We start from the raw sequence: 17,089 nt of genomic DNA, 5'->3' as shown, positions 1-17,089 counted from the left end.
TAGTATAAACAAAAAATCATTTACGTCAAGTTATTTCTTTGCGAGAATTCTTGAGTTACTTTTCCTTGGGAAGGAAAAGATTTGTAGCCGATGTAAGAATAAAAATGATGGCAATCCCGATGAAACCGGCCACAACGCTCGATAGGCCGGCGTGACCAATAAATGTCGCCTGATAACCAGGAAACAACGCCGGAAATTCCACCGCTGAGAACTGCACAAAAGAGAATTTCTCGGCCACCCACTCAAGGCCGTCCGGGAAATTGCTGGCGAAAGGGCTTAATGTAGTTGCGACAGCTGCTAATCCAAGGCTTCCCACGGCAAGTGCTTTTGAATTTTCTTTCCAAAAACGCACACATGACCCAAGGACAGCAACAATAGCAACTGTTAATACGCCTTCGCCTAATCCGATCAAAGAATGCACCGATAACATCGCCGGTAAAACTTTTTCGAGGCTCGCAGCTCCGGAAAAAGCAACTTCAAACGCGCAGGCAACCGCACCGATTAACACCGAAAACCACGCGGCTAATCCAAGCGCTAAAGATCGGTTCATCCCTTTTTGTATCATGCGATAAAATAAGAACCCGGATAAAGCAGCTCCCAAAATTCCCATATTAAGAATATTGACTCCCAATGCGTTTATTCCACCGTCACCAAAGAAAAAAGCCTGAACAGCTAAAATCAGCGCCATCGAAACAACCGCAAAAGGAATACCTAAGAAACTTACGGCTAACATCGCCCCCACCAAATGTCCTGACGTTCCATCTTGGATCGGATAATTGAGCATTTGCAAAGCAAAAATAAGCGCGGTGATGCCGGCAAATTTAAATACTCCCGGTTTTTCCTTGATCTTTCCGGACCAATAACCGGCTAATCCTAAGCCGACAGCTCCAACTGTTAATGTCACCGGACAAATAGCACCATTGAGCATTGAACTTGGAATATGCATGTTAACCTCTAATTCTTAAGATTTTTTAATATGGGATCTATTCTTTTAATTTCAATTCCGTTCCGTCTTTCGGGCAGAATTGAACGTCATTAGTGAAAGCTGCTCCGCACTTCGGGCAGAATTTTTTATCCATTTTCTCGCCAACTACGCCCCCGGCAACGGCACCCGCTCCCGCACCGATCGCCGCGCCTACTACTCCATGGCCCGACTGATGCCCGATAATACCGCCTAAGATCGCGCCACCCGCGGCACCAACACCGGCGCCTTTTTGTGTCGTCGTGCAACCGATCATCGCTAAACCTAATAATGTAACCACAAAAACTTTTTTCATAGCTTCCTCCCTTTTATTTAGAATGAATACCGCTATTATATCGTAAAATCAGAGAAAATAAAGCGCTCTTGCAAAACTACTTGATGTGAAAAACCTTATTAAAAATACTCGATTTCCATATCCACAAACCGCTGACCACCACGATCGGGATCGCGACACATTTTACAAAAGCTTGAAACAAAATATAACGATGAAACGGCGAATAGATATAGCACAGCAATATCAAGCCGATAATAATATGAACCCAGCGCAGGATAGTTCTTATTTTTGATGCTGTCATTTTCTTCCCTAATATAGTATTAACTTTTGAAGGGTTATTGTATCACAACTTTCCCAAACCGCCAAAACAGGAAAACTGACCCTAATCTTTTATTCTCTCCCACGGCTCAATTTTCCCGAAAACAACAGAAAATAACGGATGAGGCTTCACGCGGCGAGTAGCACTGATTTTTTGATAAACGTTCTTATCGCGAATCTTAAGTTTTTTCAAAAGATGCCGGAACTCATAATCCATTTGCTTTTTTGTCACTTTAAGATGAAACTTCTTCTTTGAATAAAATAAGATCTTATTTTTTGAAAATTGATATTTTCTTTTTTTTGCCTCTAGATAAATCGAAAAAAGATAGTTCCCGATCGCCAAAAGCGGCTTAGAGTGTCTTTTAAAACGTTCTAACTGCGGATGATTTTTGTAGCCTTTCGTTTTTCCGACGATAACTTTCTGCGCCAAAAGCCCTTCCCGCCAAACAGCCAAAAGCCCTTGGCGGTCAAGATATTGAGGATGAAGCGACCATAAGCGCATAGGAAAAACATTTTACGTTGAACTTAAGTTTTAAACAAGCTAAAATAACGCCTATGTCTCAGTTGAAACTGATCAAAAAAGAACTCAAAGAACTATCCAGCCCGGCGAAAGCCAAGATCTTGCAACGGTTTTTTAAAACCGGACCCGGTGAGTATGGAGAGGGAGACATTTTTATCGGCGTAACTGTCCCTGAAACACGTAGTGTCGCGAAACAATTTAAAGACTTAAGTCTTGGAGATACCATATCCCTTTTACACTCGCCTATTCACGAAGAACGGCTTTGCGCACTTTTCATTCTCATCGAGCGCTATAAGAAGAGCTCTGCCCAAGAGAAAAATAAGGTCTACAAAATCTACCTAAAGAACCAAAAATATATCAACAACTGGGACTTGATCGATCTATCCGCAGAAAAGATCATGGGCGATTTTCTTTTCAATAAAGACAAACAAATCCTTTACCGGCTGGCAAGATCAAAAAACCTCTGGGCGCGACGTATCGCCATAATGGCAACTTTTTATTTTATTAGAAACCGTTTCTTTGGCGACACGCTAAGGATCGCAAAAGCATTACTGCACGACGAGGAAGACCTCATCCAAAAAGCTGTGGGATGGATGTTGCGAGAAGTGGGAAAACGCAATCTAAAAACGGAAGAAGGTTTTTTAAGAACACATTACAAAAAAATGCCACGCACCATGCTGCGTTATGCCATTGAACGGTTTCCGGAAACAAAACGCCAGAGGTATCTTAAGGGCATTATTACCTTGAGAGCTTCTAATGGGCGTAAAGCCATTCAAAAACATAAATGATCGAAAAAACCACAAAACATAAGCTATAGATAACAAAAATAATGTTAGGGCGTATGGGGCGATCCTGCCAGGAGCGCAGCGCCCTAACCAACACATAGGCAAGAATAGGCAGATAAGAGAGTAAGGCGGCGGCAAAAATAGCACCCAGCAAAGCATAAAAAACTTGCTGAGGATAAAGGACCAGCCCTTTTTGTTTTAGCCAAGAATACAGAAAAAACCCGGCAAAAGCAAAAATACCCACTCCGTAAAGATGGTAAATCCCCGTCAAGCACATACCCTCTTCCCGATATTGCCAAGGTTTACACCAGCGTAAATAAAAAATAACAGGTATGTACGTCAACATAGAGAAATAAAACAAAATGACAGAAAATGATGAAAAGACATCCAGGGGAACCACTCCGCTCCCTTCTTTGCGGTTGATCAAATACCACACCAAAACTAGCGCGCAAGAAACAGCATAAATGACCCCAATTGTCTTCACTCGAGATTCTTTCCCCCGGGCAAGTTTTGATTCATCCGTCATGATAAAAATGCCCCGCCCGCGAACTGTTTCAAGCTGGCGCAAAGGCGGATTTTTGATAAGCAGATAAAAAGTTACCGGAACGAAAGCTAAAACACCTCCCCAAAAAAGAATCAGCAACAGCGCGGTAAACATTTGACACTCTTTCCGTGTTAAATCTTAATCGGTTATTTTTCTATCAAATTCTTGACCATTCCCAAGAAGTGATGCCCGTCTTTATTAAACTCGAAATATTTCGGCTGCACTCTTTTATTCCATTCCCCCAGATAATTATAGATAACAACAGGGATTGTTTGTAGCCGCGGCATATTTTTGATACGGTCCGCTAATTCCCGCGCATTTAACTTCTCAAAGATCTCTTTAAGGATAATGATATCCGGAACCCAAGATATGGCTTCCTGAAGACACTCATCGGCATTCGCCACCAGATGAACTTCGCAATGCCATTGCGTAAGGATGCTGTCCAGCTCCCGATAGATCTCCGCATCATTTTCGAGAAGGATGACCTTCTTTTTCTTTTCAGAAAAAGTACGCTTTACCTTGTATTTCCCGGACAATCCCGGATACAGAGTTTCGACAGAAGTCTTTTCTACCGGGCTCATCCCGCGTAATTTCGTCATATCATCATGCATAATAATTTCTGCCGTTTCAGGGATGGTCTCTTTTTGCCCGGTGCCTATCTTCTCTTTTCGTTCTTTTGAAAGAACTTTCTTGATAACATCCACCAATTCAGCCATCTTAAAAGGCTTTTCCAAGAAAGCATCAGCATCGGTCAGCTCAAAGTATTCCCGCATCTTGACCCGGGCCGTCAAGATGACAAACGGGATCTTTTTACCGAATTCTGCCTTTCGTAGATCTTTCAAGAATTGATTTCCGTCCTTTTTTGGCATCACCACGTCAGAGATAATAATGTCCGGCCTGATCTGGCCGGCCACCGTCAGCCCTTCGTCTCCGTCTCCGGCTTGAGACACAGAGTAGCCGGCGCTTTCTAATTCGAGCGCCATCAAAGTACGCAAATCATTTTCATCTTCCACAATAAGAACTTTTATTTTTTGCATCTTTCTTCGGTCTCCCCTTTTAAAGGATTTTCAGCGGTAATTTGAATTTATTTTTCTTCCTTTTGCCGCATAGGCAACAGGATCGTAAATGTTGTCCCTTGGCCTTCCTGGCTTTTTACGCTTATTTTCCCGTTATGGTGCTCAATGATCTTGTAAACGATCGATAAACCTAACCCCGTTCCTTCCCCTTGCCCTTTGGTCGTAAAAAAAGGCTCAAATATCTTTGATAAAACTTCCGGAGGCATCCCACAGCCATTGTCGGTAATCTCAACGACAAGGTTTTTATTTCCCGAAATCCCCGCCTGCGCGCTGGATTGCAAATAAATATGCGCCAAAACTCTTCCCCTGTCTTGGACGGCATCGATCGCATTTGTCAAAAGATTAACAAACGCCTGTTCCAGCAAGATCCTGTCTCCTTCAAAGAAAATGATCTCTGGCTCATAATTTCTTTGCAGGTCAATATTCTTAAATTTGGCGCGATTATCGGCAAAGCCAATGGAATTATCCATCACTTGGCATATATTCAACAGTTCTATTTTAGATTCGGATTGCCTGGAAAAATCCAATAATTTCATAATAACGCCATTAGCTCTTTGCGCCGCTTTTTCGATCATATCAATTCTCATTTTCGCTTGCGCGTTCAGAGAATCCGGAGCCCCCCTCAATCCTTCGGCCCCCAGCAAAATGACCGCTAAAGGATTTTTGATCTCGTGAGCGATCCCGGCGGCTAACTGGCCGACGGCGGCCATTTTCTCCGATTGCAGCAGCTGTGCCTCGGCTGACTTAAGTTCTTTATCGGCTTGCTGGCGTTCGATAACCCGCCCTAGTTGTTCCCCAATGCCACGGACCGTGAGCAAGAGATCTTCATTTCTTTCCATTTTCTCATTGGTGAAGAATTCAGCGATCGCTATCGTTTTGCCATGATCCTTGATCGGAAAACCAAACGCCCCTTTTATTTTTATGTTCTTACATAAATTCTTTCGTGGAAAATTATCATCCTCCTGGACGTTGTGGATCCAGGCCGGTTCTCCGGATTGCCATATTCGCCCGGGAAGCCCAATACCGGGAGCAAAAGAAATTTCTTCTGTGACTCTTTTGAACTCAGCAATAAAATCCTGGTCTTGCCCATCTTTAATGAACCATATTTTGCTGGATTTCAATTCTCGGGCCTTATCTTCAGAGAGAACGTAAACATGGCCTATGGGCCAAGAGGTCAATCGGCAGATGGTCCCCACGCAACCATAAATGGCCTCTTCCACTGAATCTGTCTGAGCGGCCATTTTCATGACCTCGTAAAGAACCCGGGTTTGCTGTTCACGATGTACAAGGCTTGTATTTGTTTTTTTGAGCTGTTCCTCGCTTGCTCTTAACTGCACCGTACGCTCTTTGACCTTTTCTTCGAGTCCTTCATAAGCCGTTTTTAATTTGCGCGTCATTTCGTTAATCACTCTTGCTAACGTTCCGATCTCGCCTTTTGAAAAACTTTCAATATGAATATCGAGATCGCCTTCTCCGATCTTGGTTGCTGCCATTGTCAACTTGCCCAAAGGAATCGTGATCATTCGATAAAAAGCAATGACGATCAAAAGAAGGATAAATCCTGATAAAAACAGAAGAAGGATAAGTGTATCTCGTACTTGCCTGACCGGAGCTAAGATTTCTTTTGTCTTTCGCTCAGCAACTAAAACCCATCCCAGCCCCTTATAGTCCAAAAAGCCATCGGACTGCGCGAAAGAAGCCAGCTCTTGCACTCCTTCCTGGGACAGCTCTGTTTGATCTATCCAATAAGCGCTTGTATCCTTAATATTTTTTTCAATATTTCGGATAGCTTCTTCCTGCAATCTGGAACCCAAAGGATAATTCTCGCTCGAATAAACGAACCGATAATCCTTTGTTAAAACTTTGAATTCCGTTCTTGCCACTCCATGGACCTGAAACTTTTCCTCCCCCTCTAAGTTCTTTAGGATATCCTTCACCTGCTGAATGTTCAAAACGGCTTTCATGACACCCAGGAATTCTCCTTCATCGCTATCAATGCGAAGACAAATGCTGACAGCCTGGACATCAGAACTCTCATCGTATTCTACATCAGATACAAAAATCCCGTCAGAGCGCGCCTGCTGCCACCAAGACTCATCATCCTGACGGTAATCGGAAGTTCTATTTGTTTGGGCAACATTAGCGCCGTATTTGTTAGTAATAAAAATCTCCCCGATCAGGTTAAAACTATACTCACGCTTATAAAACTCTGTTCTTTTCTTCAGATTATCGGAAACCTTATTAGAAAGGATGTCTTCCATAAACGGGCTTAATTCACTCGATGGAAAAGACATCCACTCTTTATCCTTCTGATCAATATATGCTTGAATATCGCCATATTGCTCAAATTGGCGATTGGATTCTCTTAAGGCATTTTGGGCTTCCGTATTGATGGCTAATATTTTACAATCTTCGATCCTGCGCTGGATTGTTTGATCGATCTGATCCAGCGCCTGATTTGCTAAAAGCTTAGATTCATAGCCGATCGTGTCGATCAGCATTTTCTCAATGATCTTAAGAGAAATAAATGCTCCCACACAAAACAGCAAAAAGACTAAAACAAAAGCCAAGATGAGTTTGCCGCGTATTGTCATAATGTTTCGCTGGATCCTTTACAGCTGTTGAAACTGCTTTTTAAAAGCCATAAAAAAACGGCTTCATGAGAAATCATCAGCCGCTAAAAATAACGAACCACAGATGGAAGAGCTTATTTTTTCTTAGCACTTTTCTCCTGCTCCTTAGGGCGATTCTTCTCTCGCCATTTATCATACTCTTCTTGCAGTGTTACCATCATATTTTTATGGATATATTCTATATAAAATGGCTCGCCGAATATTTCCTTGATCAAGTCAAACGGGTTTTGGCCATTATCATAATCGCCGTACATGATCGCTAATGTATTAAGCTGAATTCCAACGGGCTTAAAAAATAACTTTGGATTTTGCTTTTCATTGAGGTCGATCTGCTCGGCATAAAAAGCAGGATTTTTTCTGATGATAATGTTTTCTTCTTTTAAAGACTCAACAAGGCTTTTGATCAACCGAACTTTATCTTCATGTTTAAGCTCTTTCCAGAAAAGCGGATCATGGATCCAGGCAAGTTTTTGATTGGTTTCAGCCGGAGTTTCGGCTTGGACAGGAAATGAAATTGCGAAAAGGAGAAGAAAATAAAATAAGAATATCGCGCTGAATTTTAAAAGCATTATGCTTTAAAGTCCTTAAACGGTTAGAACCATCCGGTAACGCGCTTTATTCTGCCGGACTTTCTCAACAGCCTTATTCACATCACTTAAAGGCATGGTTTCTGTTTTTGCCGCGATGTTGTGATGCGCGGAAAATTCAAGCATTTCTTCAATGCCGCTGCGGCTTCCGATAACACTTCCCACAACGCTTTTTTGTCCGCTGATCAAGGCAAAGGCCGAGATTTCCATCGGATTTCCCGGAACACCGACCATGCATAATTTGCCATTGGGGCGCAAGACTTGCAAGAATTTTCCCCAATCAAGATCAACATTGACCGTTGAAAGAATAAAATCTAGCGACCTGGATAATTTTTTGAGTTGATCGACTTTGTTGCTGGCCACAAAATGATGCGCGCCAAAATCTTTAGCTTCTTTTTCTTTTGTCGGATCGCTGGAAAAAGCCGTTACTTCACAGCCGAAAGCGCGCGCAAATTGTAAGCCTAAGTGCCCTAAACCGCCGATACCGATCACGCCAACCTTCATTGACGATCTCACATGGCGCGCCAGAGGAGAATAAACGGTTGCTCCGCCGCATAAAAGCGGCGCGGCATTTTCCGATTTCAATTTTTCCGGAATAAGAAAAGCGAAGCGGCTGTCCGTGTAAAGGGTTTCGGCAAATCCGCCATAATGGCCGACACATGTTGCCTTATTATCCGCACAAAGATTTTCTTCGCCTTTTATACACCATTCGCACGTCTGACAGCTTCCTGATTGCCAACCGATACCAACGCGGTCACCTGCTTTTAATTTCTGGACATTTTTCCCTGCCGCTTTCACAATGCCGACAACCTCATGGCCCGGGACAAGCGGATAAGAATTCATATTCCAATCATTATCAATGAGATGGACATCGCTATGACAAATTCCGCAATGCGTAACCTTGACCTCGACATCCCAAGGACCTAACTGCGGCGCATCGAATCGAAATACTTTAAGTGTTTCCTTGGGGCCGGAAGCGGCATAAGCAAGAATGGACAAGCTGAGATTCCTTTTTAAGGTTTATGTTAAATAATTCTTTATTTTAGACATGAACGAAAGTGACGAATACAATCCGATATATTTTGACGCGCCTTGCTCTTGGCATTTTTGGACCAAATTTTCCATATCCGCCAGATCTGAACCGGACAAGGTCCCGGCTTCTGTCTCCGCTTCTACCTTATAGAGGATGATAGGGCATATCTTTTCGATAGAATCATCTTCATCTTTTTCCTCAGCGCGGGCCTCTTTGGCTTTTTTTCGAATAAGATCACTCAGCTGAACAACAATTTGATCGACCGGAATAGAAGTCACGGCATTCACCTGCAGAAAAATGAGATTAACCTCTAGCTTTTCCGCTTGCGAGACCAATTGTTTATCGTCTTTGAGAAGAGTCACTTGGCATTTCTTGCCCTCCAGCTCCTGAAGCATTTTATTCATAATGCTTTCATTGGCCCCAAAGATAAGAACTTTATTCTTGGCATTGCTTTTTACATCAGCAGATGGTTTTGCTACGCTTGGCTTGACAGGCTTTGGCGGCTCAGGCTGTTTTGTGGGTTCGGCTGGTTTTGACTTTGGCTCCGGCGGCTTGGCTTCTGTTTTTGCTTCGGGTTTTTTTACCTCCGGCGTGCCGGTAGGCGCGCCAGACAGCTTATTGAGCAAATCAGAATTCTTTGTCAACTTGGCCACTTCCGATAAGAATAAATCCATATTTAACGGCTTAGTAAGAAAACTATCGACCCCAAACACCTTAAAAGAATCTTCTATTTTTGCCCGAGCCGTCAGGACAATGATCGGGATAGACGCCATTTTCTCATCTTTTTTAAGCTCCTTAAAGAATGTAAATCCGTCCATTTGCGGCATCATAAAGTCAGTAACGATGAGATCCGGCTTATCCTGTTTGGCCTTTTGCAAACCTTCGCTGCCGTCCACCGCAGAAACAACCGTATATCCGTTGGCTGATAAACGTGCCCGCAATAATTCCAAGGACACCGGATCATCATCAACTACTAAAACTTTGTTAGCCATTTTTTATCTTTCTTAATATAAAAGTTATTTTGTTTTATCGCAACAGCTTTCACAGCCGCATTTCTTTAAGATCCACATCATCGGACACCAATTGGTAAAAGCAGATTGCAAAAGATTAAGCCCAATAAAAACCGTAAACCAAAGCCATAAGGGGTTCACATAATGCGCTAAACTGACGCTAATGAGTATAAAAATTCCCGCAATACCGCGCAATTTTCTTTCCATGGATCTCTCCTTTCAGATTGAATAACCCAGGCAATATAAGCTTTTCTATTCTAAACCCTATGTTCGTGTTTTTTCAAGAGATAATATAAAATAGGAACTGAGGTGCGCGAAAGAATGGTGGAGGCAATTTCGCCTGTCATAAGCGAAATCGCCAATCCTTGGAAGATAGGATCAAAAAGGATGACAGCCGACCCGACCATAACAGCGGCGGCGGTTAAAAGCATTGGACGAAAACGTGTCGCGCCGGCATCGATCACGGCTTCTTTGAGCGGCATTCCTTGCTTTAACCGTAATTCCGTAAAATCAACGAGGATAATGGAATTACGCACAACGATCCCCGCCCCGGCAATAAACCCGATCATGGATGTCGCCGTAAAGAAAGCGCCGAATAAAAGATGCCCAGGCAAAATTCCGACGAGTGTTAGAGGAATCGGCGCCATAATAACTAGAGGGACCGTAAATGACCGGAACCATCCCACCACCAAAACATAGATCAAGATCAAAACCATGGCAAAGGCAATGCCTAAATCCCGGAACACTTCAAAAGTAATTTGCCATTCCCCGTCCCATTTGATCGCCGGTTTATCCAGCAGTTCCGGCTGATGATTCCAATAAATTTGTAAATTCTCCGTGTCTTGTGAAATTTCTTTTAAGCGTTTTTCCATCGCCAGCATCGCATACACCGGGCTTTCCAGCCTGCCCGTCAAATCCCCGGTCACGTAAGTAACAGGTTTTAAATTCTTATGATAAATGGCACGTTCTTGTTTGATATCTTCCTCTTGAACTAATTCATTGATCGTCACGGGATGATCAAGACGGTTTAATAAAACAATATTCTTAAGGCTGGCAAGGTCACTTCTTTTTTCAGGAGGAAGCCTGAGACGAATGGCAACGGTTTCCGGCTCATCTTTCGCATGGGCAATGTCAATATTCTGTCCTTCCAACGCTAAGAGAAGTGTTTGAGTGATGTCCCGCGAAGAAATTCCGTTTAAAGTCGCTTTCTCATTATTGATCTTAAGGAATTTTTTCTCATATTCATGTTGGACATACGTATCGACATCCGCAACACCGTCGGAATTTTTAAAAACGTCAAATACCTTGCCGGCAAGCTCGGTTTGCTTCTCTAAATTGGGCGCGTAAACTTCCGCCACAAGAGTTGCTAAAACCGGCGGGCCCGGAGGCACTTCCGCCACTTGGACTCTAGCGCCGTGTTCCCTGGCAATTCTTTCGACAACAGGACGGATCTCTTTGGCGATCGCGTGACTTTGGCGTTTGCGATCATGTTTATCTTTTAAGTTGATCTGCAGATCCGCTTGCCACGGCATATTGCGTAAATAATAATGACGGACAAGCCCGTTAAAATTAAACGGCGCGGCAGTTCCGGAATATGTTTGTATATCAACAACTTCCTCAATTCCTATCAAAGCATCTTTCATTTTATAGATCACTTGCCTTGTCTTTTCAAAAGCCGTTCCTTCGGGCATATTCAAAATAATCTGAATTTCATTTTTATTGTCAAACGGCAGCATTTTAACAACGACCGCCTTAAAATAAACAAGCGACATACTGCCAAGGATGAGAAAAGCGATCATCGCAAAGAATAGAGATCTTACTTTCGCATTCTCTAATAGAACTGTCATGCTTTTACGATACAAAAGATCGAGCTTTGATACTTTTTCTTCAGCTCCTTTATGTGCCGCGGGATATTTCTTGAGCAGATGATAAAAGATCCACGGCGAAACAATGAACGCAACACCCAAAGAAAATAACATCGCCATCGAAGCGCCCACCGGAATAGGGCGCATATACGGCCCCATCAATCCCCTAACAAAGGCCATCGGCAAGATCGCCGCGATCACGGCAAATGTCGCCAAGATGGTCGGATTTCCAACCTCATCCACCGCTTCAATGGCGCTTTGCATAAGATTTTTATGCCCCGATAAAACATAATGGCGATGAATATTTTCCACCACCACGATGGCATCATCGACGAGAATACCGATCGAAAAGATCAAAGCAAAAAGTGTAATGCGATTTAGGGTATACCCAAAAAGATAATAGATCAAAAGTGTCAGCGCCAGCGTTACGGGGATAGCGATAAAAACAACCACCGCTTCTTTTCGCCCCAGCGCAAAAGAAATAAGAAGAGTGACAGAAACGGTCGCCAAGAACATATGCCACAACAATTCATTTGATTTTTCTTCTGCTGTTTTTCCGTAATTACGCGTTACGGTAATTTCGATGTCTTGAGGAATAATTGTTTTTTGAAGCGCTTTTATCTTCTTTAAAACCTGGTCCACAACCGTGATAGCATTGGTTGCCTTTCGCTTAGAAATACTTAAGGTAACTGCCGGCGATGTTTCGGCCAAACCGTTTTTTGAAAAACTGATAGATACGTCAGATTCCCGGTCATCCACTCCGTCTAAAACTTGCGCAACATCCGAAAGATACAAAGGGTTCCCCGCCCAAATACCGACAACGATTTTCTTTAGATCTTCGGCTGTTTCTAAAAATCCGCTGGACTCAACCGCGGTGAGCATTTCGCTTTGTGTTGTTGTTCCGGCGGGTAACTTTTGATTGGCCTGCCGCACAATATGGGCAAGCGTTAGCGGTGTTAAAGAATGATCTTCTAGCTTCTGTTCATCAAAAAGAACATGAAAAGTTCTCTGATGGCCCCCGATCAAAGTTGTTTCCGAAACATTTTGTATCGAGCTAATCTCTTGGCGGACTAAGGCCGCCGTTTTACGCAGCGTTTTAATATCCTGATCCTTCGATGAAAACGTCAGCGCCAAAACGGGGACATCGTAAATCGTTCGTGGTTTAATAATGGGTTGTCCGGCGCCGGAGGGAAGCAAATCTAAATTCGCAAACACCTTTGTATAAAGCTTTACTAAGCTTTGCTCTTCATCCGCGCCGACTTCAAAGCGCACGACAAGCAAAGCAAAATTAGGTTGAGCGGTAGAATAAAGGTATTCTACCTGGGGAATTTCCCAAAGCTTTCTTTCGAAAGGCTCAATAACAAGCGTTTCCACTTCTTTAGCCGAAGCTCCGGGAAACGAAATGAAGATATCCATAAAAGGAACGGATATTTGCGGCTCTTCTTCACGCGGAAGCTGCATAATGGCAAACGCGCCCAAAAGAAGAATGCTGATGATCAAAAGCAGTGTCAGCTTAGAATCAATGAATGTTTTTGCGATAGATCCGGCGAGTTTCATGGCGTTTGTTCCACAAGCGAAACATTATCTTGCGCTAACATTGTTTCTAGGATTTGCATATTTTCACTATTCAGTTTTCCGGAAAGAAAAAATAGCTTCGCAAAATTAATATAGGCTCCAAAACGGATATCCCAATAGGTATTTTCTAATTCTAATTGATAGGTCTGGGCCTTTAGGAAATCAGCGATACTTCGTTTTCCGACGCGGTACAAATCGCCAATAGACATCCCTGCTTGGCGGGCATCCATTAATGATTGTTTGGTGAGTTTTAAGATCTCGTTTTGAGATTGATATTCGGATAGGGTTTGCTGTAAGGAATCCTTTAAAGATTCCTCCACCTGCAAATAAAATGATTTTGAACGTTTTACTTCCGCTTGGAGACGATCGATGCGCGGCGATAAAGACGGTTCAAAGATATTCATTCTTAATTGTAATCCCGCCGTATAATTTTCCGCGCTGTCATCCCATTGATTGGTATTGCTTTCTGCGCGCGCAAAAGCAGAAATATTAGGAAGCCTGTTATTTTTCTCGCGCGCAAGCTCAGATTGGCTTAAATCAACGTTATATTTTGCCGCCTGAGCGTCTTTGCGTAAAGTTAATAAGTCTTTTTGAAATTCGACAATATCAATCTCAGGAAATTGCTCGGGAGGGATAGTATGAATTAAAGCGATCTTCTCTTCTTGCGACAATCCCATGAGAATGCTCAAAGAACTATATGCTGCCGCAAGTTTAAATTTAGTCGTCTCTAAAAACCGTTTCATTTGCGCGATCGTAGCCCGGGCTGTTAAATAGTCGCAACCTAAAACCATGCCTTTGCTTTGCAGATTTTCCGCTTCTTTAACAGCTTGTTCGCTGATCGTAACGATATCTTGCGCCACCGCAATCATTTTTTCCAAAGATAAAACGCGTGTATACGCAATGATGGCGGTCAGCATCGCTTCTTGTTCGCTGTTTTCTCTTAAAGATTGAGACGCTTTAACAGCAAAATCCGCGCTGCGAACACGGCCTTCGGTTTGAAACGCCGAGAAGATCGGCAAAGAAAGTTCAAGAGCTGACTGATAATTAGAGAAAGGGTCCGGTTTATTAAGAGAAGGAACGGCAAAATTTTCCTGGCTAAAAGACCGCTGCTTTAATAGCGAGCTAAAAACATAAACAGGATCATTGCCACGCGTGGCAGAAAATCCCAAACCAACAGAAGGCAGATAAGAAGAATATGCTTCTTTTTTAGAAGCCTGAGCCGCTAAAACAGCGTATTCTTGGATTTTTAGCTGCGGAAGATGCTGGACGACTTTGTTGGCAGTTTCGCTAAGACTAAGTTTAAGTATCTTTGAAGCGTCCTCTTGGGCAAAAGCACTTGCCGATAATAAAAGAAAGGAAATAAAAATAGGCGCCAAGAGACAACGCTGTTGTCTCTTGGCGCCTAAAACCATACTCCCATTTTCAAGAAAGCTACTTTGACATTTTTTTAGCATCTCGAGAAACCACAGCCATAACACTTTAAACATCCTTCTTCATGATGTAAAGGACTACCACAGTCGGGGCAAACCCCAACCATGTTAAGGCGGCTGTTCATCGTTTCCGATGGCTTTAATTGACTTGTCGCTAATGTCGCTACCTGAGTTGCTGTCTGAGCCGCTGTTAAAACTTCTTGCGGTTGAAAAGCGGGCGCTTTTTCCGATAGTCTTTTTTCTAAAACCCGAGAAATGGCATCGGCGCAGGAAAATATCCTCGCCCCCTTATCCCAAGACGGAACGGGGCATCTAATACCGCGCAATTGATCAATGACCGCTTTAAAATCAATTCCGGAACGAAGCGCCAAAGAAGCTAAGCGCGCGATCGCCTCCAGCTGGCTTGATGCACAGCCTCCTGCTTTTCCCATTTGGGTAAAAAGTTCAAACGGTTTATTATCACCGTCATAATTAATGGTGACGTAAAGATTCCCGCATCCGGTTAAAACTTTAGAAGTCGTTCCGGTGATCACTTCCGGCCTTCGGCGCGGCTCAATTCTTCCGGCATTGGGATCAACAGCCGACTCTACTTTTGTTTCAGATTTTTGCGCACCGTCTGCTTCTTTTTTACTGACATTCAATACTTGTTCCTGACGGCTTCCATCACGATAAACGGTAATTCCCTTACAATTCAATTCATAGGATAAAAGATAAGCTTTACGAACATCTTCGGGAGTTGCCGTATGTGGGAAATTGATGGTTTTTGAAACCGCATTATCGGTAAACTTCTGAAAAGCCGCCTGCATACGGATGTGCCATTCGGGGGCAATATCATGCGCAGTAACAAAAGCTTTTTTTACATCTTCCGGAATTTCTTCAATATGCTCGATAGAGCCTTGCTCGGCGATTTTTTGCATTAATTCCGAGCTGTAAAATCCTCTTTCTTTAGCGATCTGCTCAAAAACCGGATCAGTTTCCACCAGCTTTGTTTTATCCATAACATTACGATAATAACAAATGGCAAAAATAGGTTCGATCCCCGAAGAACAAGGCCCGCCGATAATACTGATCGTTCCTGTCGGCGCAATGGTGGTGAGCGTCGCATTACGAAAACGCATTTTATCCCCGCCTTTGGCGTAAATGCTTCTATCGAATGCCGGAAAAACCCCTTTGGTCTTGGCAATTTCCAGGGATTTCATCTTCGCTTCCGTCAAAATAAAAGACATCATACGGTCGGCTAATTCCAGCGCTTGTTCAGAATTATAAGCAATGCCTAAACGCGCCAAAAGCGAAGCCCAGCCCATAACACCTAAGCCTATCTTACGGGTCAATTTCGTATTTTGCTCGATCTCTTTAATAGGATGCTTATTGCCGTCAATAACATTGTCTAAGAAGTGAACAGCTTTACGCACCACCGCCTGCAATCGATCCCAATCAACGCTAAGGCTTCCGGTATCATCTTTTTTTGTCATTTCTAAAAGATTGATGGAGCCTAAATTACAGCTTTCATAAGGCAAAAGGGGCTGTTCGCCGCAAGGATTAGTCGCTTCAAAAAGCCCTAGCTGCGGCGTGGGATTATATTGATTGAGCTTATCAATGAAAATAAGCCCCGGTTCACCGTTACGATGAGCGTTTTCAACGATCAGATCAAAAACTTTTTGGCTATTGATTTTCCGGACAGCTTGCTGTGTATTCGGAGAAATAAGTTCGTAGTCTTCGCCCTTTTGAAGAGCTTCCCAAAACTTATCGGTAATGGCAACAGAGATATTGAAATTGGCAATTTCCTGGTCTTGCTGTTTACAGGTGATGAATTCTAAAATATCCGGATGATCAACGCGCAAAATTCCCATATTGGCCCCGCGCCGGGTTCCGCCTTGTTTAACGGCTTGGGTGGCGCCGTCAAAAACTTTCATAAAAGAGATCGGGCCGGAAGCAATGCCGCCGGTGGCTTGTACTAAACTATTTTTTTCGCGCAAACGCGAAAATGAAAATCCCGTTCCGCCGCCGGATTTATGAATAATGGCTGTTGCTTTTAATGTTTCAAAAATGGATTCCATGGAATCAGCAATGGGGAGGACAAAACAAGCGCTTAATTGCCCTAAAGGGCGGCCGGCATTCATAAGAGTAGGAGAATTTGGCATGAACTCCAAATTAGCCATCATTTGATAGAAAGCTTCTTCGGTTTGCGAAATCTGCTTATCACTACTGCCGTATTGCTTGTCAACACCGGCAATGGCGCGCGCGACACGGTGAAACATTTCTTCGGGCGTTTCGATCACCTTTCCGTTTTCATCTTTTTTTAAATATCTTTTTTCCAAAACTTTTTTCGCGTTCTCTGAAATCCTTAGCCCCATCGCCTTCGCCTCCTTGATTAAAATCTTTTTATCGCTATATATTGTGTATTTCTGACTGCATCATACAACATCTAGTGTTCCCTTGTAAACAGAAATTTTACCT

General features: G+C 43.1%; 15 protein-coding genes. 1 reads left to right on the top strand and 14 read right to left on the bottom strand.

Annotation, left to right across the window (positions count from 1 at the left end):
• Positions 1 to 55 precede the first annotated feature (55 nt).
• The 4 genes from WC676_03890 to WC676_03875 all read right to left on the bottom strand — a co-directional run bounded on the left by WC676_03890 (position 56) and on the right by WC676_03875 (position 2,076).
• Positions 56 to 946, bottom strand: coding sequence for an energy-coupling factor ABC transporter permease (locus tag WC676_03890; protein ID MFA5059748.1), 891 nt, complete (start codon positions 944 to 946; stop codon positions 56 to 58).
• Positions 947 to 983: 37 nt separating this feature from the next.
• Complete coding sequence (locus WC676_03885) at positions 984 to 1,277, bottom strand: YMGG-like glycine zipper-containing protein (protein ID MFA5059747.1); 294 nt, start codon at positions 1,275 to 1,277, stop codon at positions 984 to 986.
• A gap of 76 nt (positions 1,278 to 1,353) precedes the next feature.
• Positions 1,354 to 1,557 carry a hypothetical protein gene (locus tag WC676_03880; protein ID MFA5059746.1) on the bottom strand — a complete coding sequence of 68 codons (204 nt, stop codon included), beginning with the start codon at positions 1,555 to 1,557 and terminating at the stop codon, positions 1,354 to 1,356.
• Between the two features lie 81 nt (positions 1,558 to 1,638).
• A complete protein-coding gene (locus tag WC676_03875; GenBank protein ID MFA5059745.1) occupies positions 1,639 to 2,076 on the bottom strand; it encodes a pyrimidine dimer DNA glycosylase/endonuclease V in 438 nt (145 codons plus the stop codon).
• Between the two features lie 53 nt (positions 2,077 to 2,129).
• Here WC676_03875 and WC676_03870 point away from each other — a divergent pair, with 53 nt between their 5' ends.
• The gene (locus tag WC676_03870; GenBank protein ID MFA5059744.1) at positions 2,130 to 2,882 is read left to right on the top strand and encodes a DNA alkylation repair protein; all 753 of its coding nucleotides are present in this window, start codon (positions 2,130 to 2,132) and stop codon (positions 2,880 to 2,882) included.
• On the opposite strand, the gene WC676_03865 is transcribed toward WC676_03870, so the two are convergent.
• The 10 genes from WC676_03865 to WC676_03820 all read right to left on the bottom strand — a co-directional run bounded on the left by WC676_03865 (position 2,848) and on the right by WC676_03820 (position 16,986).
• Positions 2,848 to 3,537, bottom strand: a complete 690-nt coding sequence (locus tag WC676_03865; protein MFA5059743.1) for a hypothetical protein — start codon at positions 3,535 to 3,537, stop codon at positions 2,848 to 2,850. The genes WC676_03870 and WC676_03865 overlap by 35 nt on opposite strands.
• A 32-nt stretch (positions 3,538 to 3,569) precedes the next feature.
• A complete protein-coding gene (locus tag WC676_03860) occupies positions 3,570 to 4,460 on the bottom strand; it encodes a response regulator (protein MFA5059742.1) in 891 nt (296 codons plus the stop codon).
• Between the two features lie 47 nt (positions 4,461 to 4,507).
• Positions 4,508 to 7,093, bottom strand: coding sequence for an ATP-binding protein (locus tag WC676_03855; protein MFA5059741.1), 2,586 nt, complete (start codon positions 7,091 to 7,093; stop codon positions 4,508 to 4,510).
• A gap of 113 nt (positions 7,094 to 7,206) precedes the next feature.
• The gene (locus tag WC676_03850) at positions 7,207 to 7,701 is read right to left on the bottom strand and encodes a hypothetical protein (GenBank protein ID MFA5059740.1); all 495 of its coding nucleotides are present in this window, start codon (positions 7,699 to 7,701) and stop codon (positions 7,207 to 7,209) included.
• A 15-nt stretch (positions 7,702 to 7,716) separates the two neighbouring features.
• Positions 7,717 to 8,718, bottom strand: a complete 1,002-nt coding sequence (locus WC676_03845; protein ID MFA5059739.1) for an NAD(P)-dependent alcohol dehydrogenase — start codon at positions 8,716 to 8,718, stop codon at positions 7,717 to 7,719.
• 21 nt (positions 8,719 to 8,739) lie between these two features.
• Entirely contained in the window at positions 8,740 to 9,744 is a 1,005-nt protein-coding gene (locus WC676_03840; GenBank protein ID MFA5059738.1) for a response regulator, read from the bottom strand.
• A 24-nt stretch (positions 9,745 to 9,768) separates the two neighbouring features.
• Complete coding sequence (locus WC676_03835; GenBank protein ID MFA5059737.1) at positions 9,769 to 9,969, bottom strand: DUF2892 domain-containing protein; 201 nt, start codon at positions 9,967 to 9,969, stop codon at positions 9,769 to 9,771.
• Between the two features lie 50 nt (positions 9,970 to 10,019).
• On the bottom strand, positions 10,020 to 13,184 hold the full coding sequence (locus tag WC676_03830) for an efflux RND transporter permease subunit (GenBank protein ID MFA5059736.1): 3,165 nt from the start codon (positions 13,182 to 13,184) through the stop codon (positions 10,020 to 10,022).
• Positions 13,181 to 14,656, bottom strand: coding sequence for a TolC family protein (locus WC676_03825; GenBank protein ID MFA5059735.1), 1,476 nt, complete (start codon positions 14,654 to 14,656; stop codon positions 13,181 to 13,183). Before WC676_03825 ends, WC676_03830 begins: the two co-directional genes overlap by 4 nt.
• Positions 14,650 to 16,986: a vitamin B12-dependent ribonucleotide reductase gene (locus WC676_03820; protein ID MFA5059734.1), complete on the bottom strand. Its 2,337-nt coding sequence runs from the start codon at positions 16,984 to 16,986 to the stop codon at positions 14,650 to 14,652. Before WC676_03820 ends, WC676_03825 begins: the two co-directional genes overlap by 7 nt.
• Positions 16,987 to 17,089 lie beyond the last annotated feature (103 nt).

Source organism: Candidatus Omnitrophota bacterium, assembly GCA_041649175.1.
Classification (GTDB): domain Bacteria; phylum Omnitrophota; class Gorgyraeia; order Zapsychrales; family JBAZNR01; genus JBAZNR01.
Note: the sequence above shows the minus strand (reverse complement) of the source record. Positions and strands in the feature narration are given on the sequence as shown.

Coding starts and splice junctions, on each gene's coding strand:
- WC676_03890 (MFA5059748.1), bottom strand. CDS start 946: ATGCATATTCCAAGTTCAATGCTCAATGGTGCTATTTGTCCGGTGACA.
- WC676_03885 (MFA5059747.1), bottom strand. CDS start 1,277: ATGAAAAAAGTTTTTGTGGTTACATTATTAGGTTTAGCGATGATCGGT.
- WC676_03880 (MFA5059746.1), bottom strand. CDS start 1,557: ATGACAGCATCAAAAATAAGAACTATCCTGCGCTGGGTTCATATTATT.
- WC676_03875 (MFA5059745.1), bottom strand. CDS start 2,076: ATGCGCTTATGGTCGCTTCATCCTCAATATCTTGACCGCCAAGGGCTT.
- WC676_03870 (MFA5059744.1), top strand. CDS start 2,130: ATGTCTCAGTTGAAACTGATCAAAAAAGAACTCAAAGAACTATCCAGC.
- WC676_03865 (MFA5059743.1), bottom strand. CDS start 3,537: ATGTTTACCGCGCTGTTGCTGATTCTTTTTTGGGGAGGTGTTTTAGCT.
- WC676_03860 (MFA5059742.1), bottom strand. CDS start 4,460: ATGCAAAAAATAAAAGTTCTTATTGTGGAAGATGAAAATGATTTGCGT.
- WC676_03855 (MFA5059741.1), bottom strand. CDS start 7,093: ATGACAATACGCGGCAAACTCATCTTGGCTTTTGTTTTAGTCTTTTTG.
- WC676_03850 (MFA5059740.1), bottom strand. CDS start 7,701: ATGCTTTTAAAATTCAGCGCGATATTCTTATTTTATTTTCTTCTCCTT.
- WC676_03840 (MFA5059738.1), bottom strand. CDS start 9,744: ATGGCTAACAAAGTTTTAGTAGTTGATGATGATCCGGTGTCCTTGGAA.
- WC676_03835 (MFA5059737.1), bottom strand. CDS start 9,969: ATGGAAAGAAAATTGCGCGGTATTGCGGGAATTTTTATACTCATTAGC.
- WC676_03830 (MFA5059736.1), bottom strand. CDS start 13,184: ATGAAACTCGCCGGATCTATCGCAAAAACATTCATTGATTCTAAGCTG.
- WC676_03825 (MFA5059735.1), bottom strand. CDS start 14,656: ATGCTAAAAAAATGTCAAAGTAGCTTTCTTGAAAATGGGAGTATGGTT.
- WC676_03820 (MFA5059734.1), bottom strand. CDS start 16,986: ATGGGGCTAAGGATTTCAGAGAACGCGAAAAAAGTTTTGGAAAAAAGA.